Annotated in this window: 11 protein-coding genes and 1 tRNA gene; 9 read left to right on the forward strand and 3 right to left on the reverse strand. The window is 26.1% G+C overall.

Annotation, left to right across the window (positions count from 1 at the left end):
- The first annotated feature begins 319 nt into the window (after positions 1–319).
- A complete protein-coding gene (locus MHO_RS05630; RefSeq protein ID WP_012855645.1) occupies positions 320–2056 on the forward strand; it encodes a hypothetical protein in 1737 nt (578 codons plus the stop codon).
- Between the two features lie 206 nt (positions 2057–2262).
- Positions 2263–4212, forward strand: coding sequence for a hypothetical protein (locus tag MHO_RS05635; RefSeq protein ID WP_012855646.1), 1950 nt, complete (start codon positions 2263–2265; stop codon positions 4210–4212).
- A gap of 178 nt (positions 4213–4390) precedes the next feature.
- On the opposite strand, the gene MHO_RS05640 is transcribed toward MHO_RS05635, so the two are convergent.
- Entirely contained in the window at positions 4391–6475 is a 2085-nt protein-coding gene (locus tag MHO_RS05640; protein ID WP_012855647.1) for a coiled-coil domain-containing protein, read from the reverse strand.
- A 232-nt stretch (positions 6476–6707) separates the two neighbouring features.
- Between MHO_RS05640 and MHO_RS05645 the strand changes: the two genes are divergently transcribed.
- The 6 genes from MHO_RS05645 to MHO_RS05665 all read left to right on the forward strand — a co-directional run bounded on the left by MHO_RS05645 (position 6708) and on the right by MHO_RS05665 (position 14435).
- On the forward strand, positions 6708–8588 hold the full coding sequence (locus MHO_RS05645; RefSeq protein WP_012855648.1) for a hypothetical protein: 1881 nt from the start codon (positions 6708–6710) through the stop codon (positions 8586–8588).
- A gap of 86 nt (positions 8589–8674) precedes the next feature.
- Positions 8675–9334 carry a LemA family protein gene (locus tag MHO_RS05650; RefSeq protein ID WP_012855649.1) on the forward strand — a complete coding sequence of 220 codons (660 nt, stop codon included), beginning with the start codon at positions 8675–8677 and terminating at the stop codon, positions 9332–9334.
- Positions 9335–9419: 85 nt separating this feature from the next.
- The gene (locus MHO_RS02105; protein ID WP_012855650.1) at positions 9420–11366 is read left to right on the forward strand and encodes a DNA topoisomerase subunit B; all 1947 of its coding nucleotides are present in this window, start codon (positions 9420–9422) and stop codon (positions 11364–11366) included.
- A 1-nt stretch (position 11367) separates the two neighbouring features.
- Positions 11368–12117, forward strand: coding sequence for a phosphotransferase family protein (locus tag MHO_RS05655; RefSeq protein ID WP_012855651.1), 750 nt, complete (start codon positions 11368–11370; stop codon positions 12115–12117).
- A 1-nt stretch (position 12118) separates the two neighbouring features.
- Complete coding sequence (locus MHO_RS05660) at positions 12119–13618, forward strand: hypothetical protein (protein ID WP_012855652.1); 1500 nt, start codon at positions 12119–12121, stop codon at positions 13616–13618.
- A gap of 10 nt (positions 13619–13628) precedes the next feature.
- The gene (locus MHO_RS05665; RefSeq protein ID WP_012855653.1) at positions 13629–14435 is read left to right on the forward strand and encodes a hypothetical protein; all 807 of its coding nucleotides are present in this window, start codon (positions 13629–13631) and stop codon (positions 14433–14435) included.
- Between the two features lie 42 nt (positions 14436–14477).
- Here MHO_RS05665 and MHO_RS05670 read toward each other — a convergent pair whose 3' ends face one another.
- Positions 14478–17225, reverse strand: coding sequence for a DUF885 family protein (locus MHO_RS05670; protein ID WP_012855654.1), 2748 nt, complete (start codon positions 17223–17225; stop codon positions 14478–14480).
- A gap of 247 nt (positions 17226–17472) precedes the next feature.
- Positions 17473–17561 (reverse strand) — tRNA-Ser (locus tag MHO_RS02130).
- 259 nt (positions 17562–17820) lie between these two features.
- Between MHO_RS02130 and gpmI the strand changes: the two genes are divergently transcribed.
- On the forward strand, positions 17821–19320 hold the full coding sequence (gene gpmI, locus MHO_RS02135; protein WP_012855655.1) for a 2,3-bisphosphoglycerate-independent phosphoglycerate mutase: 1500 nt from the start codon (positions 17821–17823) through the stop codon (positions 19318–19320).
- Positions 19321–19336 lie beyond the last annotated feature (16 nt).

Raw genomic sequence — 19336 nt, forward strand, 5'->3', positions numbered from 1 at the left:
TTTCAATAACAAAATAATTTAAGCATTTTAGCTATAAACAAAGAGCATCTAAATTGCTCTTGTTTTTTTATATACAAATTATAAATTTACATAAATATTTTTTTAAAGGCTATTTTTATATATAATTTTTAAGTAAAAAATTTATGATTTAAGTTTGCTAAAAAAGCAAAGTATAACTGATAGACTCCATATTTAACAAATAATAGTTTATTAATTTAAAATAGTTTTTTATTTTTTAGATGTATTGGTTCAATATATCTTAGTTAACTTTAAATATATACACCCCGAGCACAATAAATAATATAGAAAGGTGCTAGTAATGAATAGTAAAAAAAGTAAAAAAATTGTGGTTGCACTTTCACTAACATTGATTGCTTCTGCCATCACGATACCCGTTGTAATTTCGTCCTTAATTGAAAATAAGAATAATTGGGCTAATAAATACTATAGCCAAAGATCAGAAGCTAGTCATCTAGTTAATTTAATAGAAAAAAATAGGCATTTTTATTATTTTGCCCTAGAAGATCAAAACAATTTAAATAAGTTATTAAGTGAAATTAATTTAACCAGCAAAAATAGTTCTGCTGATTTTAAAAATTCATATAATCTACTTAACAAGACAAATCTTGATATCAACAAAAAAATAAATATTAATAAAAAAGAATTTGACAAAACTTATTCTGACATTTTGCTTTTAAGCTTGCAATTACAAGATTTATTCAATAAAATTATTGATTTAAAATTGAATAACAATATAAAAGAAGATGTTGATGGATTATTACAAAGAGTTGAAAAAGATTTAAATAAATGTAGAAAAATAGATGAAAACATTAATCTTATTGACATTAAAGAAATATACGCACATAGTTCAAAAACAATCATTGATGTTTCAAATCAATTAAATTCATATTATAAATTAATTAACAGCAAAGATAAAACATATAAAGGCATTGTTTCAGAAATAAAAGATCTTAAAAAAGATTATTTCAACAAAATTGAAGATGGAGAAGAATATTACAAATTATATGGCAATGAAATAAACCATCTTAAAAAGAATTTTAAAAATTTCCAATCAGTTGAAGATTACAACAATTATATAAATTACGCCAATTCAAAAATAAAGGAAATTAAAGAAGAAATTGTTGAACATAGAAAGCTAAGCCAAAAGATAAAAAAAGATGGAAATGATATTTTAAATAATGATTATGGTAAAAGTGCTTTAATAAGAAATTCATACTTCCAAGAACCAAAATCATTTTTATTAATGTGAAATACCTTCACTAAATTAGATATGTTAATAAAGGCAAAATTCATTAATGAACGTCCTAAACAAATAAAAGAATTCCTAAAACAATATGAAGAAAGGCAAGAATACTTTTATAGAATTAATGAAAACGTTCCAAACCTTATTTACACATGAGTAATTTATAATAACAAAATTAGAATTATAAAAGAATTCTATTTTAAAGATAAAAAAGAAAACGAAGAATTTAATTCATTTTATTACAAGGATGAAGATATAGACAATCAATTAAATTCATTTCTTAATGAAGAACGAGAATTTAAAAATAGGCAAGAAAGACTAGTAAGGCTGTTTTATGACAAGGTTATTCAAAACCCAAAAACTAACGAAATTGATGAAGAAAAATTAATGAAATTAGATGACATCCATTTTGACCCGGAACAAGATATTAGATATTTACACTACCATTTTGGAAGTCTCATAACTCAAAAGGTTAATGAAATAATTAGGTATTATAACCAAAAAGCAAAAACCTTATTAGAAAAAATAAAAAACAATAATAGTTATGAAACACAAAAAAATAGAATAGAAAAATTACTTGCTAAAAATATTACTTATGTAAATAATTTTAGAGGGGATTTCAACGATTACGACAAATACTATTGGTGAACATATAAATTTCAAAAAGACAACAATGGTGATATAATCCTTTCGCCAAATAGCAAAATCCCTGATTTTTATAAAAATGAAATTGAAGTAGCTCAATACCTACATGAACTTGATGAAATACTTGATAATTTAAAAAACATTTAAACATTTGTCTCTTTAATAATTAAGCCAAAAAATAAATTAGATTTTTATAATGCTTAAAATAAGTTACTTTTTAATTAAAACTTAATTTGCTTTTGCAATAAAAAACTAAAAATAATAAAAAAATTTTACATATTTGTTAAAATTAAAATGTTTTTTTACAACAAATTAAAAAAATAATACTTTTAGAAAAAAATAAGGAGAATATTATGAAAATGAGAAAGAAATTGATTGCTTTATCTGTGGCTTTTGGACTTTTAGCGCCTCTTTCAGGAATTATTATGATTTCGTGCAAAAACGAAAAAAGTAATGCTGAATATCAAAAAGAACTACAAAATAAATGAACAGAACTTACGAATCTTTTAAATTCAAATTCATTTAAAGAAGTTGAATCTAAGCTAGATCTTTCAAAATTAAACGCTCTTAAAGAAGAATATAAAACAATAAACAGCAAAAGCAATGTTTCAGAATTGAAGAATTTTATTGCAAAAATTAATGAAACTGCGCAAGATATAAATGCACAAATTTCAAAATTAAAAAACACAAATGGAAATGCAAGCCCAGAAAACAACAGCCAAAATGATTTAAAAGTAGAATTAGAAATAGCAACTACAAAACTTAACATGCTACTTTCATCAAATGAAGGTAAAAACATCTCAATAAAAGAAGAAGCTAAAAACATATTAAATGCTGCAAATAAAGCGTTAGAAAAATCAAATGAACAAGAATATAAAAATCAAATTCAAAAAGTAAATGAAACCATCAATAAAATTGAAGAAGAAATAGCAAATTTAGAAAAGGGCCCAAAATCAAAAGAATTTACTAAATTAAAAGAGTTAAGAGAAAAGCTAACAAATTACTTAGATAGTGATTTCTCTGACTTTGCTTATAAAGATTTAAGAGCTGAAATTAAAGAATTAATTCAAAAACAAGAAAACGTTTCAATTGTTTCAAATGAAAAAGAAATAAAGTCAGCAATTATGCAAATAAATGATATTTTTTGAATTGCAAGCATCAAAAAATCAATACTAGATAAACAATTTCTTTATTTAGAAAATAAACCTAAATCTGAATTAGACGTAAAATTTTTAGCAGCGCATGACGAATTAAGCCAAGCATTGAATACCTCAATTTTTGAAAACATTGAAACAACAAATGAAAGAAATCTATTAAACAAATATATTAAAAAAAATTTAACCAAAATTTTTGATGTAGAAAAACAAAATTATATTGAAGAAGTTAAAAATACTATAAACTCTTTGTTAAACAAATATAATAATAATATAAATAACAATAATGATCAAATTTATGAATTAAATCGAAACATAGAACAATTAAATAAATTAAATCAAATAGAAAATAATTATGTTATTGACAAAGTCAAACTACTAAATCTATTAAATAAAGCAAATACTATAAAAAATGAAGGTTCATTTGCTAAAAAAGCAATTTTACTAGAAACATTAAGAGATAGCGTTTTGGAATTTCTTGAATTTTATTTACAATTAACCCATTATCTAAGAATCTTTTTTGACAAAAATAACGACATTATTAAATTATTACCAGCAGATTCACAAACAAAAATTAATAATTATCTAAACGAAATTAAAAAAATTACAGAAAAGAATAGTCAAGCCAAATGAAGCGCACCAACATTTGACGAATACATTTCAGCTTTTAAAGCACAAGAAGAAATTTTTAAAATTATATCTAGCGATCTAAAATCAACAGATGTTAACATATTAGAAAAATTGACAAATAATTTAAAAGAAATTAAAGAACAAAAACAAAATGATTATAACTTATTTGTTACCTCTTATTTAAAAGAAAAAATAGAAGAAACAATAACAAAAAATGAATCAATAATTGCTAAAAAATCTAATATTGAAAGTCAAAATATTATTGAAACGTTTGTTTTATTGCAAAAATTAGAACTTGAATTTGCTTATATTAATTGAACTGAATTAAATTTGATTGCTAAAATTAAAAATAAATTAGAATTGTTAATAAAAATCAATAAAATAGATTCAAATGAAGAAGCAAGAATGTTAAAACCTTGAACAGATTCGCTTAATAGTTCAAAAAAACCAGAAATTTTTGAATTAGAAAACATCTTGAAAGAATTAAGCAAATCTTTGAAGGAACTAATTAACAAATAAAAGTTATTCACTTAATAAAGACATTGTAAGAACTTCGCGCAATGTTTAACCTTATTTTCAATAGAAAGAAATTTACATTACACAACCTATAAAAATAGTGTATAAAAAACAAGATAAAAGTTATTGAACAATTATCTTGTTTTTTATATTATTAATTTTGTTGCTATGAATATGCAATTTATTGGGCTTTAATTGTTATTTCATCGATGGTTATGGGTTTTTCCAATCCAATATATTTATAATAAGGAATTTTGGGGTCATGAAATTCAATAAATCCTTCAAATCTTAATTTCCCATCTTGTTTATAAATTCCTTTAGTTTTTGCTTGCCCTAAAAATGTATTAAAATTTACACTTACTTCGCTAAATAATTTAAATAAAGGAAGACTTTTATCAAAATATAATTGTTTCTCATCGCGAACAGTTTCACTAGGCAAGAATGTTTCTATTTTATAAACACTAGCTTGACCAGTTTCATTAAACATATCATCAATCATTTTATCAAAAATTGCTTTTTTAACTTTTGCAAGTGAATTGTCAAAAACTTTCTTTTTTTCAGTAATAAATTTGACATTTTCTTCATCCTTTACATAAAAATCTCAGTTTAAAAATTCAATTTTGCTTCTACTTAATTCAGTTGGATTTAAAACATCTTCATTCATTATCTTTTGTTTTATTTCATCACTTAATTTTGCTTCTTCTGATTCAATATATCTAAATATTTCTTTTAAATAATTAGCATACATATCAACTATCTTATAAATATTTTTAAGTTGGTTTATATATTTCTTACAATCTTCTTTATTTCTTGCATTATAGGCTCTTCTATAATAATATTTTGTTTCATAGCCGGGATAATCACCATAAACTTCATCTACTCTTTTCTTGATTCCCTTCTTTATAGATTCATTTGATTCAGTTAATTGCCCACTATATGTTTTATTGAAATTTAGAGAGCAAATTTCATCTAGTTTAGATTCAATTTGCTTCTTTTGGTCTTGAAATTCTTTTTCAATTTTTAAAAATTCATCGCTTGGTGGCACAACTTCATGGCTTTTAGCTTCATTAATTTTTTGAGTTAATGATTTGATTGCTTCTTCAATTTTCTTTGTTTTTGATTTAATGTCTGAAATATTTAATGACTCAACAACATTTGTAGTATCAAATACATTTTGCGCTTCAGAATTATCAACATTTTTTGTCTTTGCAGAATCAATTAATGTTTTTAATTCTTGCTTCTTGGCTTCAAAATTTTGTTTTACTTGATGTTTGGTTGTATTTATTTTATTTTCTAATTGTTCTTTTGTGTTTTTAAGGTTGTTTGAAACATCTTGTATTTTTGAAATAGTTCAATCTTGGGCGATATTTGCTTCATTCAAGGTTTTGTTTATATCATCAATGTTTTCTACTTCTTTTGCATCAGGGGTTGCAATTAATTCTTGTAGTTCTTTTTTTATTTTTTCAAAATCTTGTTTTGCTTGTTCAAATTCTTGTTTATTTTTTTGTTCATTAATTTTTTTAGTCAATGAATTGATTGCTTCTTCAATAATCTTTGTTTTTGATTTAATGTCTGAAATATTTGATGATTCAGCAACATTTGTAGTATTTAATACATTTTGTTCTTCAGATTTATCAATATTTCTTGCCTTTTCAGATTCAATTAATGTTTTCAATTCTTGTTTTTTAATATCAAACTCATTTTTTGCCTTATTTTTGGTATCTTCTATTAAATTTTGAAGATCTTGTTTAGCTTTATTGATTTTATTTGTTTTTTCTTTAACTTCACTAATTGAAGAATTTTCTTCAATGTTTGTTGAATCTAAAATTTCTTTTGCTTTTGAATTTTCAATTCCTTGGTCAGCGCTAAAATCAATAAGATTTTGTAATTCTTGCTTAGACTTTTTCAATTGTTCAATAGCAATGTTAAGTTCCTTATTTTCGTCTTTCGAAGGCGAATTTTGTTTCTTTTGTTCGTTAATTTTTTTGGTTAAAACATTGATTTTTTCTTCAATGTTTTTAATAATTTCATTATCTCCTTGACTATTATCCCCTTTAAATTCTCTTTCTTGGTTAACTAGTCATTCATTAAGTTCTTGTTGTTCTTCATCACTTAGTTTTGAAATTAAATTTTGAAGTTGTGATTTTAGAGCATTAAACTTTTCTTTAACTTTTACAGTTACGGTACATTTAGATGCTAAAACAGGCATAGAGCCCGCTGCTACACACAACGCTAAAATTTGTAATGATAAATTTTTTTTCTTCATTTTAGTTATACCTTTCGTATTTATTTAAGCTTAGATATATAAAATTATATATATACATATATATAAAAATATAAAAAACAATAAAATTATAAAAATATTTTTAAACATTGCAAAAAAATATTTTTATCCATATTAAAGTTAAAATCAATATTTTTCGCTAATTTTTATTCTTATATTGAGTTTTAATATGATTATGAGATAATTTTAAAGTAGTTAAGAGGAAAGGGAATATATGGAAGATCAAAAAGATTTTAATATTATAGATAGTGAAATAGCAGCATTTGGCAATGTAAAAAAGATCTTTGATGAAAATATAAACAATATAAACGATATTTGTAAAGAAGTAATTAAACAGGAATTTTTAGAAAAAAATTCAAATAACAAAAGAATTGAAGAAGCTAAAAAACAATACGAAATAGTAAGAGATTCTAATGAAAGAATTATTGCCGAAAAAAAGCTAAAAAAAATATCAGGAAGGAAATTTGCAAATTGCATAATTTTTATACTTTTCTTTATTCTAATAGGTTTTTGTTTTTTTTCATTTTTTGCTAATAATAAGAAAATAATTAAATCATTTGAAGAGTTTAGAAATAATGAACAATTAAAAATTGATGAAGCTTTAGACAAAGCAAGACAAGCATACATTGAAACCTTTTCATTACAAACCCTTGAAGATATAAAAAATAAAATTTTAAACAAAATGGGGATAAAAAAAATATCACAATACGATGCCGAAGTTGGTGATTTTTCGCGCAGTTTTATTTATGATAAAAATTTTTGAAATTTTAATAGCATAAGTCAATATAAATTAAGAAATTCTTATATTTATGACATTTTTTATACTTGCAAATGAATGAAAAATGTTGTTACTAAGGCTTCAATTACCGTTACTAAAAAAGATGCTAATGGTAATACTTATTGAGAAACATATTGAGCATATCATACCGAACCTACACCTGTTGTAGAATATTTTAGAAGTTTAACCATACCTTCAAATTACAAGCAAAAACTATACTTTGAAATTATAGAAAATAATCGAAGTGAAAAAGAAGTAAAAAGACTTTTAAAAAATGAAGGCTTCCACCTTGAAAATAAAGAAGTCTATCAAAATTTTGATTTTGCATTTTCTGATGACCAAAAAATTGATTTTTTAACTTATTTTGATGTTAGAACTCAACAAAACCTAATCAATTATGCCCAATATATGAATCAAGAAAACATGCCGGTATTTTCAATGATAAAAAATGGAAATTGGTTGGTTTCTAAAAATACGATTCAATCAAGTTCCTTATTATTTGAACAAGTTCAGGATTGGATGTTAAGTGTTTTGGATTTAACTGAAGAACTAACAGTTGACTTTGTCACGGAATTTTTAAGTTCAAAAATTATTGAATGTTTATTGCCAATATTTAATTTTATTTCTTTAGTATATACAAATAAGTATATTGCAACTGAAAATTTAGAAAAAACAGGAAACAGATATGAACAAGACCTTGTTGTTAAACAAAATAACAATGTTCAAAATTACCCTCTAAACATTTACTCATATTATAGAGACATGACATTATATAGTGGGTTTTATAAATTTAACAAGCATGCAGATATAACACCAATTTGTGAATTTAAAAATCTTTATAATGACCCAGAATCTTTGATAATATCGGCTACATTTGATTTGATTTCATATACAGCTAGGGACGCAATTGCAATTGAATATACACACGGTTACGCCGTTGAAGTACCATATGTGGCATATGATGAATTTAGAGAACATAAAGCAATAATTGTTGTTCCTTATAATATAAAAACAGAAAATGCCAAAATATTTGCAAATAGTCTTATTGCTAATAATATTTATGTAAGCGACGATCGCATAGATGAAGAATATAGCAAAATTATTCAAAAAAATAAAATTTCATTTAATTTAGAATCATTAAAGGACTTTGATGAATTTAAGAAAAATATTAAGCTTATAGATGAATTATTTAGTCAGATTCCTGAAATAAAAAAGATTCCAATACTACTTGATAATAGAGGAATGGCTTTCTTTATAAATGAGCCAAAATTATTTGACATCAATTTATTAGTTAAAAAGCTTAATAATTTTTATTAAAATTAATTAATCTCTATTTTTGTAATTAAAATAAAAATAGATTACATTATAATTTAATTATTAATAATAAGTAATAAAGGAGCAATATGTTATTTGATTCAAGAACCCCACAATCTAGTGAAGGATTTAAACCAAACGTAGATAATAGCATTAAAAAGCCAATTCCAACAGGTGTTGAAAAATTCTTTTTTATCTTATTTTTTATACTTACAATAGGAATTTTCTATTTTGTATATGTAGGAAGAAAAAATGAATTAATGCGTGATCAAAACGAAATTCAAAATGCAAGTTCTCTAATACAAGCAGCAGAAAAAAGGAGACGTGCAGTTCTAATTAAAATGATGGATAGTTTAATTGGCTATAAAAATTTTGAAAATGAAACATTAAGTAAAATAACTCAATATAGATCAAAATTATCAAATATCGATGTAGACAAAACTTCTCCCGTTGAATTGAAATCACAAATTGACAGCATCAGAGGTGCTTTAAACTTTCAATTTGAACAATACCCAGATCTTAAAGCAAGCAAATTGTATTTACAATTTTCAACTGAAATTTCTATGCAAGAAGATGAAATTTATGCAACAATAAGAAACTATAATATGATTGCAACATCATTTAATTCAAAAATATATACATTTTGAACAAATTGTGTTGCTCAAAAATTAGATTTGTACAATGTGGCTATTTTTCAAGCATCCGAAATAGAAAGAGTAGATGTAGATACAAGCGAACTTAGAAACTAAATGAGCCGAAAGGCTTATTTTTTTGCTTTATTTTGCTATAATATAATATATTAATTAATTAATATATTACAACATGCGAGGAAACATGGACAAAATAGAAGAAATACATAAATATAATGCCGATAATATTCAAATATTAGAAGGTTTAGAAGCCGTAAGAAAAAGACCCGGCATGTACATAGGCTCAATAGGGTTCAAGGGTTTGCACCACTTGCTATGAGAAATAGTGGATAACTCAGTCGATGAAGCAATGGCGGGTTTTGCTACTGAAATTAAAATTAAATTGTATCCAAATAATGTAATAGAAGTTGAAGACAATGGTCGTGGAATGCCCACCGGAATTCACTCCGGAACTAAGAAGTCAGCTGTCGAAACAATTTTAACCGTGCTACATGCTGGTGGTAAATTTGATGGATCAAATTATAAAGTTTCCGGAGGATTACATGGTGTTGGTGCATCAGTTGTTAATGCATTAAGTAGTGAATTTGAAGTATGAGTTAAAAGAGATGGCAAGTTACACTACCAACAATTTAGAAATGGTGGAATTCCTGTTAAACCTTTGGAAGTAATTGGAAATGTTTCTGAAGTTGAAACAGGAACAACAATTAAATTTCACCCTGACTATACCATAATGGAAAAAGAAAATTTTGACTTTGATACAATTATTGACCACTCCAAACAAATTGCTTATTTAAACAAAGGTTTGAAAATAACCGTTGAAAATGTTGAAAAAAATATCATCAAAGTTTTTTGTTTTGAAGGTGGACTAATAGACTATGTCAAAGAACTAAACAAAGGTAAAAAATTAATAGTTCCCGAAGTTATTTATGCAGAAGGAGTTTTTAACGATAAAAACTTTACAAATGGACAAGATGTAATAGTAGAAGTTGCAATGCAATATAATGAAGCCTACACAAATAGTATTGTTTCTTATGCAAACAATATTCAAACAATTGATGGTGGAACACATGAACAAGGTTTCTATGATGCATTAGTAAGAATTTACAATAATTACGCCGAAACAAATAAACTATTTAAAACTAGCTCAGAAAAAATAACAAGAGAAGATGTTAAGGAAGGTTTAGTAGCAATCATTTCTATTAAACACACAGATCCAATTTTTGAAGGTCAAACTAAAGGAAAATTAGAAAATAAAGATGCAAGAATTGCCACAAATAAAATTCTTTCAGACTCGCTAGAACGTTATTTGAATGAAAACCCAGAAATTGCAAGAGCAATAATCGAAAAGTGTCTTCTTTCGCAACACACAAGGCTTCTTGAAATAAAGGCTCGCGAAGCTTCTAGAAAAGGTAATGGTTTAGATTTAGGTAATCTTCCTGGAAAATTAGCAGACTGTTCATCGAAAAATGCAGAAATTAGAGAATTATTTATTGTCGAAGGTAATTCGGCCGGAGGTTCTGCTAAAATGGGAAGAGATCGTTCTATTCAAGCTATTTTGCCTCTACGTGGTAAGGTTATAAATGCAGAAAAAAATTCGTTTGCTTCTGTCTTGTCAAATAAAGAAATTGCAACAATGATTCACGCCTTAGGCACAGGAATAAATACAGAATTTGATATTAACAAATTAAAATATCACAAAATTATCATTATGACAGATGCCGACGTTGATGGAGCACACATTACTACTTTATTATTGACATTCTTTTACCGTTATATGAAACCTTTAATTGAATATGGATTTGTTTATTTGGCGCAACCTCCACTATATAAAATAACTAGCGGAAAAAATGTTGAATATGCATACAATGATTTGCAAAAAGAACAAATCATGGCAAAATTAGAAGATAAAAGAAATGTTGCTATTCAACGTTACAAAGGTCTTGGTGAAATGGACCCAGAACAACTATGAGAAACAACAATGGATCCAGAAACTAGAAAAATGCTCCAAGTTCAAATAGATGATGCAGCAATTTGTGATACAGTATTTGCTACATTAATGGGAGAAGAAATAGAACCTCGTCATGATTTTATTCAAGAAAACGCAAAATACGCAAATAATATAGATATCTAATATGCTAAAGCCTCTAACTAATCAAGGTTTCACAAACAAAGTATTTTATGATGATGAAACTAATAGATTTATAAAAATAAAATCATATGATGGATTTAACCATAAAAGCGATGCATTCTTATTAAATAATTTAGATTTTTGTCCAAAGATATTTGTTGATAATAAAAAAGAACTTCAAACCGAATGAATTAATGGAATTACATTAAACGAAAGTCTTTTGACAGATGATATTTTAAAAACTATTGGAAAAAATTTAATCACTTTGCATAATTCAAAATTGAAATTTTATAAAGAAAATCAAATTGCTAGAAGATTTAATATTTATAGAAAAAAAATTTCTAGTTTAAATAGAAAAATTCCAATCCTAGATAAATACTATAAAAAAATTAATTTGTTTTTAAGAAATATTGACAATTCCGCCCCTGTCCATAATGACCTTTGACTATTCAATATGATAAAAGTAAATGATAAAATTTATTTTACAGATTGAGAATATGCTACGATGGGCGATGTGCATTTTGACCTTGCTTATTTTATTGAATCAAGCAATCTAAATGAAAAACAAGAAAAAGTTTTTTTAGATGCTTATGGTGATGATTTTGAACCCAAATATTTATTTATTCACAAAATTTTAGTGAATGCCTTAATTGTGCTATGAATAAATGCCCATGAAGTACTTCCGTTTGATGATAGTCTATATCTAAATAGAGTTGAAAAATACATGGAGCAATTAGAAAAAGAAAAAGAGTAATATGTTAAAAAGAGATTGTTGTTGTGGTTGCAAGTCAGCTGAGTTCTGCACATGCAAAAATAAAAAATCATGTATTCCTAATAATTTATATGAAAAAATTAGGAATGTTTTTGGTTATGAAGTTTTTGAAAAACTTAATAATTTAAGACCTTATTTTGACGATTTGCATAGTAGTACATATATTGGAAAACTAGATGATGTTTGAGTTCAAATAAGAATTCCTTCTGACAGTAAAATAAATTATGATAACGAAACAAAACTAGTTGAAAAATTTAAAGATTATTTTTATTACAAAGATGGATATATTATAAAAAAATGATTCCCCGGAGTAGACTTGTTTAAAGTTAAAATTGATAGTGGAATTAAAAAAGCAATATTTAATTGTGTCAAAAATTTTCAAAACCTTAATGTAGATAAGATAGAAAAATTCGATTGATTCAAATATCCTATTCAAGATGCTGAATATAAAGCATTAGTTAAAAAATATTCAAAAGAACCTTTAGTACTAAGCCATAATAACCTAAAACGTCAAAATATTCTAGTTAATAAATACGGCTTCATTAAACTAGTAGATTTCGAATATGTTGCTTTAAACAATAAATATGTAGATCCAGTAAGTCTTTATTTATTTTTAGGTATTCCAAAAGAAGATATAATTGATTTCTTTAAATTAGACCCTTCTGTATTTGATGATTTTGTTTTTTTAATGAGAGTTTACAATGAGGCAATGTATTTAAATGATTATTCAAAAAATAATTCCAAATCGTTAAGCCCTTTTGATTCAAAGAGTTTATATAGCAACAAGGATTTCTTAGAACTAAATAGATTCATTGTTCAAAAAAATCATAATAACTTTGACAATAAATTAAATATTTCTAAAATTGAAAAATTTTATTTTGTTCCACTTTGTGTTTACGAAGATGAAGATAGAACCATATGAAAATGAATCAATTCTAAACAATTAAGTTCATTCAACAACCATCAAATTAAAGTTCTTGCAAAAGCAATGAGAACGCTTCATGATTCTGATGTAGAATTTCCTGAATACATTTTATCAAAGAAAATTAATTGATATTTAGATCATATGGAAATAAAAACCTTATTAGAAGATTTAAAAGGCAATAAAAGAATCAATGAAATTATTAAATGAATCAAACAAATTAAACCGGATGCAAATTGTCATAATAATTTAAATTTCAATAACATATTCTTTAATAGTAGCGACAATTTATATATTATTGATTGATCAGTTGCATATAGAAACAATCGTTATTTAGACATAGCTTTCTTATTTGAAAATACTCAAATGACACCTGAATTAGAATCTTTATTTTGAAAATCTTATGGTATGATATGTCCAAAAGACTTTTATAAATATAGAATTATTGTTCACTTTACAGCATATTTATATAACAAATTATTAAACACTGATTTTAACGCTGCTAAGGTTAACACTAAAAGAATAAATGAAATATTTGAAAAGTTAAACATTAAAGACTAAGGACTAATAAATGAAAAAAGGCAAAGCAAAAGAAACAAAAACTATTGACGTCGACAAGCAAGAAAAAAAATCAGTTAGAATTCGTAGAGTAAAAACCGGATTTCTATTTTCAGGAATTTTAATTCCTTTAGTTTGCGTTGTCGCAATACCACTTTCATTAAACAAGAATTATTCATTAAAGCGAACCAAATATTTTACTGACGATAGAACTTTATATTCAATTGACAAAAACACTATAAAAGAAAATAATAAAACTTATAAAGTAATTACCCTAACATCTAAAAGTCTTAATGTTTCTGATATTATGAGCGAAAGCGCAAGATACATGAATATTCCACAAAAATCATTTAATAATTCCGTTACATATTCAAATAAAATCAATATTAGAACAAACACCAACTTGTTAAAAAATACAAAAATTAATGAGACAAAGGTTACAAAAATAACTAATAGTAACCAAACTATTTTTAAATTAGATTTAATTCAACTATGAAATGAAATAAACTCAAAATCTAATAATAAAATATCTGAGTTTGATTTTTTAAGCAATATCGAATCAATAAATAATGCTATGACTTACTCTTATATAAAAAATAACAAACTCTTTTACTTTGACAATAAGCAAGGATATTCTGGATATATTATTCAAAAATTCTTTGAAAATTTTGATGTTGAGATTCGTAAAGAAAATCTTAAAAATAAAAATGTTAATGTTTTAGAAGCTTTTATTTCTAGCACTATTGAATTAAACGAATCATTAACCGAAATTAAAAAAATCACTTTTGATACTAAAATTACATTAAAATATGAAATATAAAAACAGGCAAACGCCTGTTTTTATATTTATATATTCTTTGAATTATTTTATACCGTAGTGAATCTTTGTAACTTTTTCTAAAGTATCTAGAGGTAAGGCACTATTCTTTAATAGAACGTCAAAGAATTCTTTTATGTATTTGTGGTTTTCTTTTTCAACAAAGTCTCTTCTTGATAGTCCTAAGTGTTTACGTACTTGGTCGTATAGAGATAGCATCTTTTCTTTACCAGCATTGTATGAAATTGCTTGTCCAGCTAGATTTAGGTAACGTTTTGATTCAGACATAATGTCACCAATACCTAATGCTGAGTTTGCTGACATAAATCTTCTTACATCATTAATTGATGCATTTGCAGGTAAATCAGATTTTGCATCAATTCCTTGTCCATGGTATGCAGGGTCAACTGCTCTACGCATATTACGTAATTGTGCTTCGTTTAATGCTCCAAAGTATTGTAACATGTTTGTTAATTTAACTGCTCTTTGTGCATGTTCTTTTTCGTCAGTTTCACCACTTTTAGCAGTTAATGTTCAATATACTCCACCATGTAATTCTTTGATTTGTTTTATCATGTCTTCTGTAATATCTGCTTTTGTTTTTGCTGTAAAGAAGCTTGTTATTCCTTTAGCATGGCTAAAGTCAGTTGGTTTTGCATAGTAATCGTTATCTTTGTTATCGTAGTCAGGAGTTCCGTAGTATCCTGCTTCAATTCCAAATCATTCCATAAATAATGCTCAACCTTCAACGTATGAAGTAAAGTCAAATGCATTTGCACCTAGATTTTCATTGTTTTGACTTGCTAGGTGTTTACGTGCGTAGTAAATTTGGTTGTGGTGTCCCATAATTCCTTCGTGGTTAGCGAATGAAGTAACTGATCATTTTGGCAATGAGTAGTATGGGTCACAGTTGAAGTTAAATGCACCTTGAATAGAAGTTACATTTCCATTTTCATCCAAGATACGTGTATCTGAGTTATATGCTCCAACACCTTCTTGATCACGTCTTTCATATAGATATGTTACTGCTTTGTAGTCAGGAACATCTTTACCGAAGAATGATTTTCCATTCTTGATGGTTGACTTCATGAATTGATCATAAGCCTTAAATGCTTCTAAAGCTCCATAGTAGAATTGTTCGTTTGTGATTGAACCGTATTCTTTAGCCTTGTTTTCATCTCTTGTTAAGATGCCATAACCATAAGCACTTAAATTGGTCTTGTATTCTTTAAGAGTTGGATCATCAAATAATGACTTCTTGTAGGCTTCTGTGTAGAAACTCTTATCTTCACGACCAAAGAAGAATTGTTCTTGGTTTAATCATTTTGCAAAGGCTTGTAAATCGATATTGCCTTTTGCATCACGAATTGTTAATTCAAGATCTTTTACTTTTTCTGGTCCAATACCATCGGCATCATATTTAATTGTGGTCTTTCATTCTCCACTTTCGCCAACTATTAATTTAGCAACTTCTGATGCAATGGCAATCATGTTCTTTGAAACACCTTTTGATGTTTTGTATCCTGATTGATATACATCATTTGGAGTGTCTTCTGATGTGGTTGCCATTTTTGTGATTTGGTCATAAATGGTCTTTCCACTTTCAGTTTCATCACCGCCAACTTGTGAGAATCCAACGCCCTTAGCTTCTAAGTCAAATTTGGTAAAACCTAAACCATAAACTGATCTTTCAACAAGTTTTCCGTCTGCTTCTTTTGAAACTGATATTGTGTTTTCTGTTTCATTGTAAACATTTTCTTTATACAATTTAAGTTCTTTTAGATTTTGACCTAAACCATGTTTTGAAGCGTTATAGTATTCTGTAGCATAGTATTTTCAAAATTCTCTTAGATCTTTTTTATCTGTATCTGTGTTTAAATCAATCAAATCTGAAACACTAATTTCTGTTAAAGTGTCATCGTCTAAGAATCTGTTTAATTCATTTGCAAAGAATTCTCTAAGTGCTTCTTTAACATTGTTTTTGATAACAACTTTTGATAAAACTATATCTTTTTTAACAGCTTCTTGTAATCTTGCTTCTGCTTTTGCTCAGTCATCTTGATCTAAAATTGTTCCATAGAATGAGTTTGCAGCGTAAACGTATCCTGCTCCTCATCCATATCTAGATAGAACATTACGTCCACCTGCTAGATAGTTCTTTTGAACCATTTGTCAGCTGTAAATTGTTGCATCTTTTCATGCTGTTGTAATAGCATTTAAGTTTTCTTCATTGATTAATTCTAGCAAGTTAATGTATTTTTCATAGAAGTTAGCAATTGCTTCAGCTTGTTCTCTAGTTGGTTTTTCAAAGTCAACATCTTTTAATTCTTCAACATCAGCAGGATTGTTTAAAGCTGAGTCTAGTTGGTTTCTAACTTCAACGATATAGTCAGCTACGACGTCATATATTTTTTTATCTTTCTTTGCTGATAAGCTTGAAACTACAACCTTAGAAAGTTCAAATTTTTCTGTAACTTTATCGTTTATAAAGGCTTTAGTTTCTAGAATTTTACGTTCTAAAACTTTTATTTCTTTGCTAATAGCTTCCTTTTTATCTTCGGCAGCAGAAGTTAATTCATTTTCCTTAGCTGTTTTCTTAGCATTTAAGTCATTTAAATCTTTTTGATAAGCTTTAATTTGGTTTTCAACTGACTTGATGTTTAAAACACTTCTTCTTACTTCTTTATTGTGGACACCAGTTGAAATTCCTCATCCAATTAAAGGAATTCCGGCAGTTACAACTGCAGCTCCAAGAACAGCAGCGGCCACAAAAATTTTAGATTTTTTTGTCACTTTTTTATTTCCTTTCACTTAATATAAATGTATATACGTATATATTTATATTTGAGTTTTTTTATATACATATATATCTTAAAAAATTGTTGGTTATTTTAAACCTATAGAAAATTATAGAATGTATTAAATCAATGTTTAAATATATAATGTAATAATAAAATTTAGTAAAAAAAAATAACCATAAATACTTTTAAAAATGAAAAATAAAAAACAGAAGATTTTCTGCTTTTTGGTTTACTTGGTATGGCGGATAGTAAGGGATTTGAACCCTTGAATGTTAAAAACATTATTAGTTTTCGAGACTAACCTCTTCAGCCTCTCGAGCAACTATCCATTAGTTTAATATTTAGGTTTTTATTTTTTTAACTAAATTAATCTAATTATTAAAACAAAACAATTATAATAAAAATGAGTTAATATACGCAAAAATAGTAAATGTTTATTTTATTAACTTATTAAGTATATAAAATAAATTTAAATAATATTGTGAAAGTAAAATTTTATATATTTATGGTTTAACTTATTATTTATAAGTTTAGCTTTATCAACTTGCAATATTTATTATTGCAAACAATAATATAAAAGAGGAAAAATGAAAAAAATAATTCTTACAATTATCGATGGACTTGGTTTAAGAAAAGAAAGGCAAGGAAATGCTTATTTACAAGCAAAACACCCTTGCTTTGACTATCTTTTTTCAATGTGCCCTAATTCTGTTTTACAAGCATCTGGTCAATATGTTGGTTTGCCAGAGGGACAAATTGGTAATAGCGAAGTAGGACATTTAAATATTGGCGCAGGTAGAGTTGTATATACGGGATTATCTTTAATTAATAAGGCAATTGAAAATAACACTTTTAAGGATAATGAAATTTTAAATGATGTCATTGATAAAACTATTAAAAATAATACAACATTGCATGTAATGGGTTTATTAAGCAACGGCGGTGTTCATTCATTAGATTTACATTTGTTTGAAATCCTAAAATTAGCGCATAGTAAAGGATTAAAAAACGTAAGTGTTCATGTATTTGGCGATGGAAGAGATGTAAAACCACAATCAATAAAAAATTCTCTTGAAACCTTAAAAGATTTATGCCAAAAATTTGGATATAAAATCTCTTCTATATCTGGCAGGTTTTATGCAATGGATAGAGATAGTATATTTTCAAGAAATCAAGAAGCATATGATGCTATTTTAGGGCAATCAAAAAATGTTATTGAAAACATTGATGACTACATTGAAAGTCAATATAAAAAAGGAATATTTGACGAATTTTTTGAACCTGCTCAATTAAAAGACGGCGTATTTGTTAAAAATGGAGATTCAATTATATTCTTTAACTTTAGACCAGATAGAGCAAGACAACTAAGCCATATGTTTATTGGATCAAACTTATACACATACAAACCAAAAAACCAAGTACAAATTGATAATTTTGTTTCATTGATGAAATATGAAGGTATAAATAGTAAAATAGCCTTTAAAGAAATGGAAGTTGTAAATCCACTAGGCAAAGTTTTAGAAAGTAATGATATTAAACAATTAAGACTAGCAGAAACTCAAAAATATGCCCATGTAACATTCTTCTTTGATGGAGGGGTTGACATTGAATATAAAAACGAAAATAGAATTTTAGTTGATAGTCTTAAGGTTGATTCATTTGCTGATTATCCACATATGTCGGCTAAAGAAATTACAGATTCACTATTGAACAACATTGAAAAAAATGATTTTATAATAATGAATTATGCAAATCCTGATATGGTGGGTCATACCGGTAATTTGAACGCAACAATTGAAGCAATTGAATTTTTAGATTCACAATTTCAAAGAATATTAGAATATGTATCATTAAATCATGAAAATGTAACCTGATTTATTACAGCAGATCACGGCAATGCTGAAATTACAGAAGATGAAAATAATAAACCAGCAACAAAACATACAACAAGCCCAGTAATGTTTATTTGTACAGATAAAAATGTTAATTTAGGAAACGGTAGTCTTTGTGATGTAGCTCCTACAATATTAGATTATTTAAAAATCAATAAGCCAAAAGAAATGACTGGAAAATCATTACTTAAATAATAAAAAAATAGATTCA

Origin of the sequence: Metamycoplasma hominis ATCC 23114, from assembly GCF_000085865.1 — a bacterium.
Classification (GTDB): domain Bacteria; phylum Bacillota_I; class Bacilli_A; order Mycoplasmatales; family Metamycoplasmataceae; genus Metamycoplasma; species Metamycoplasma hominis.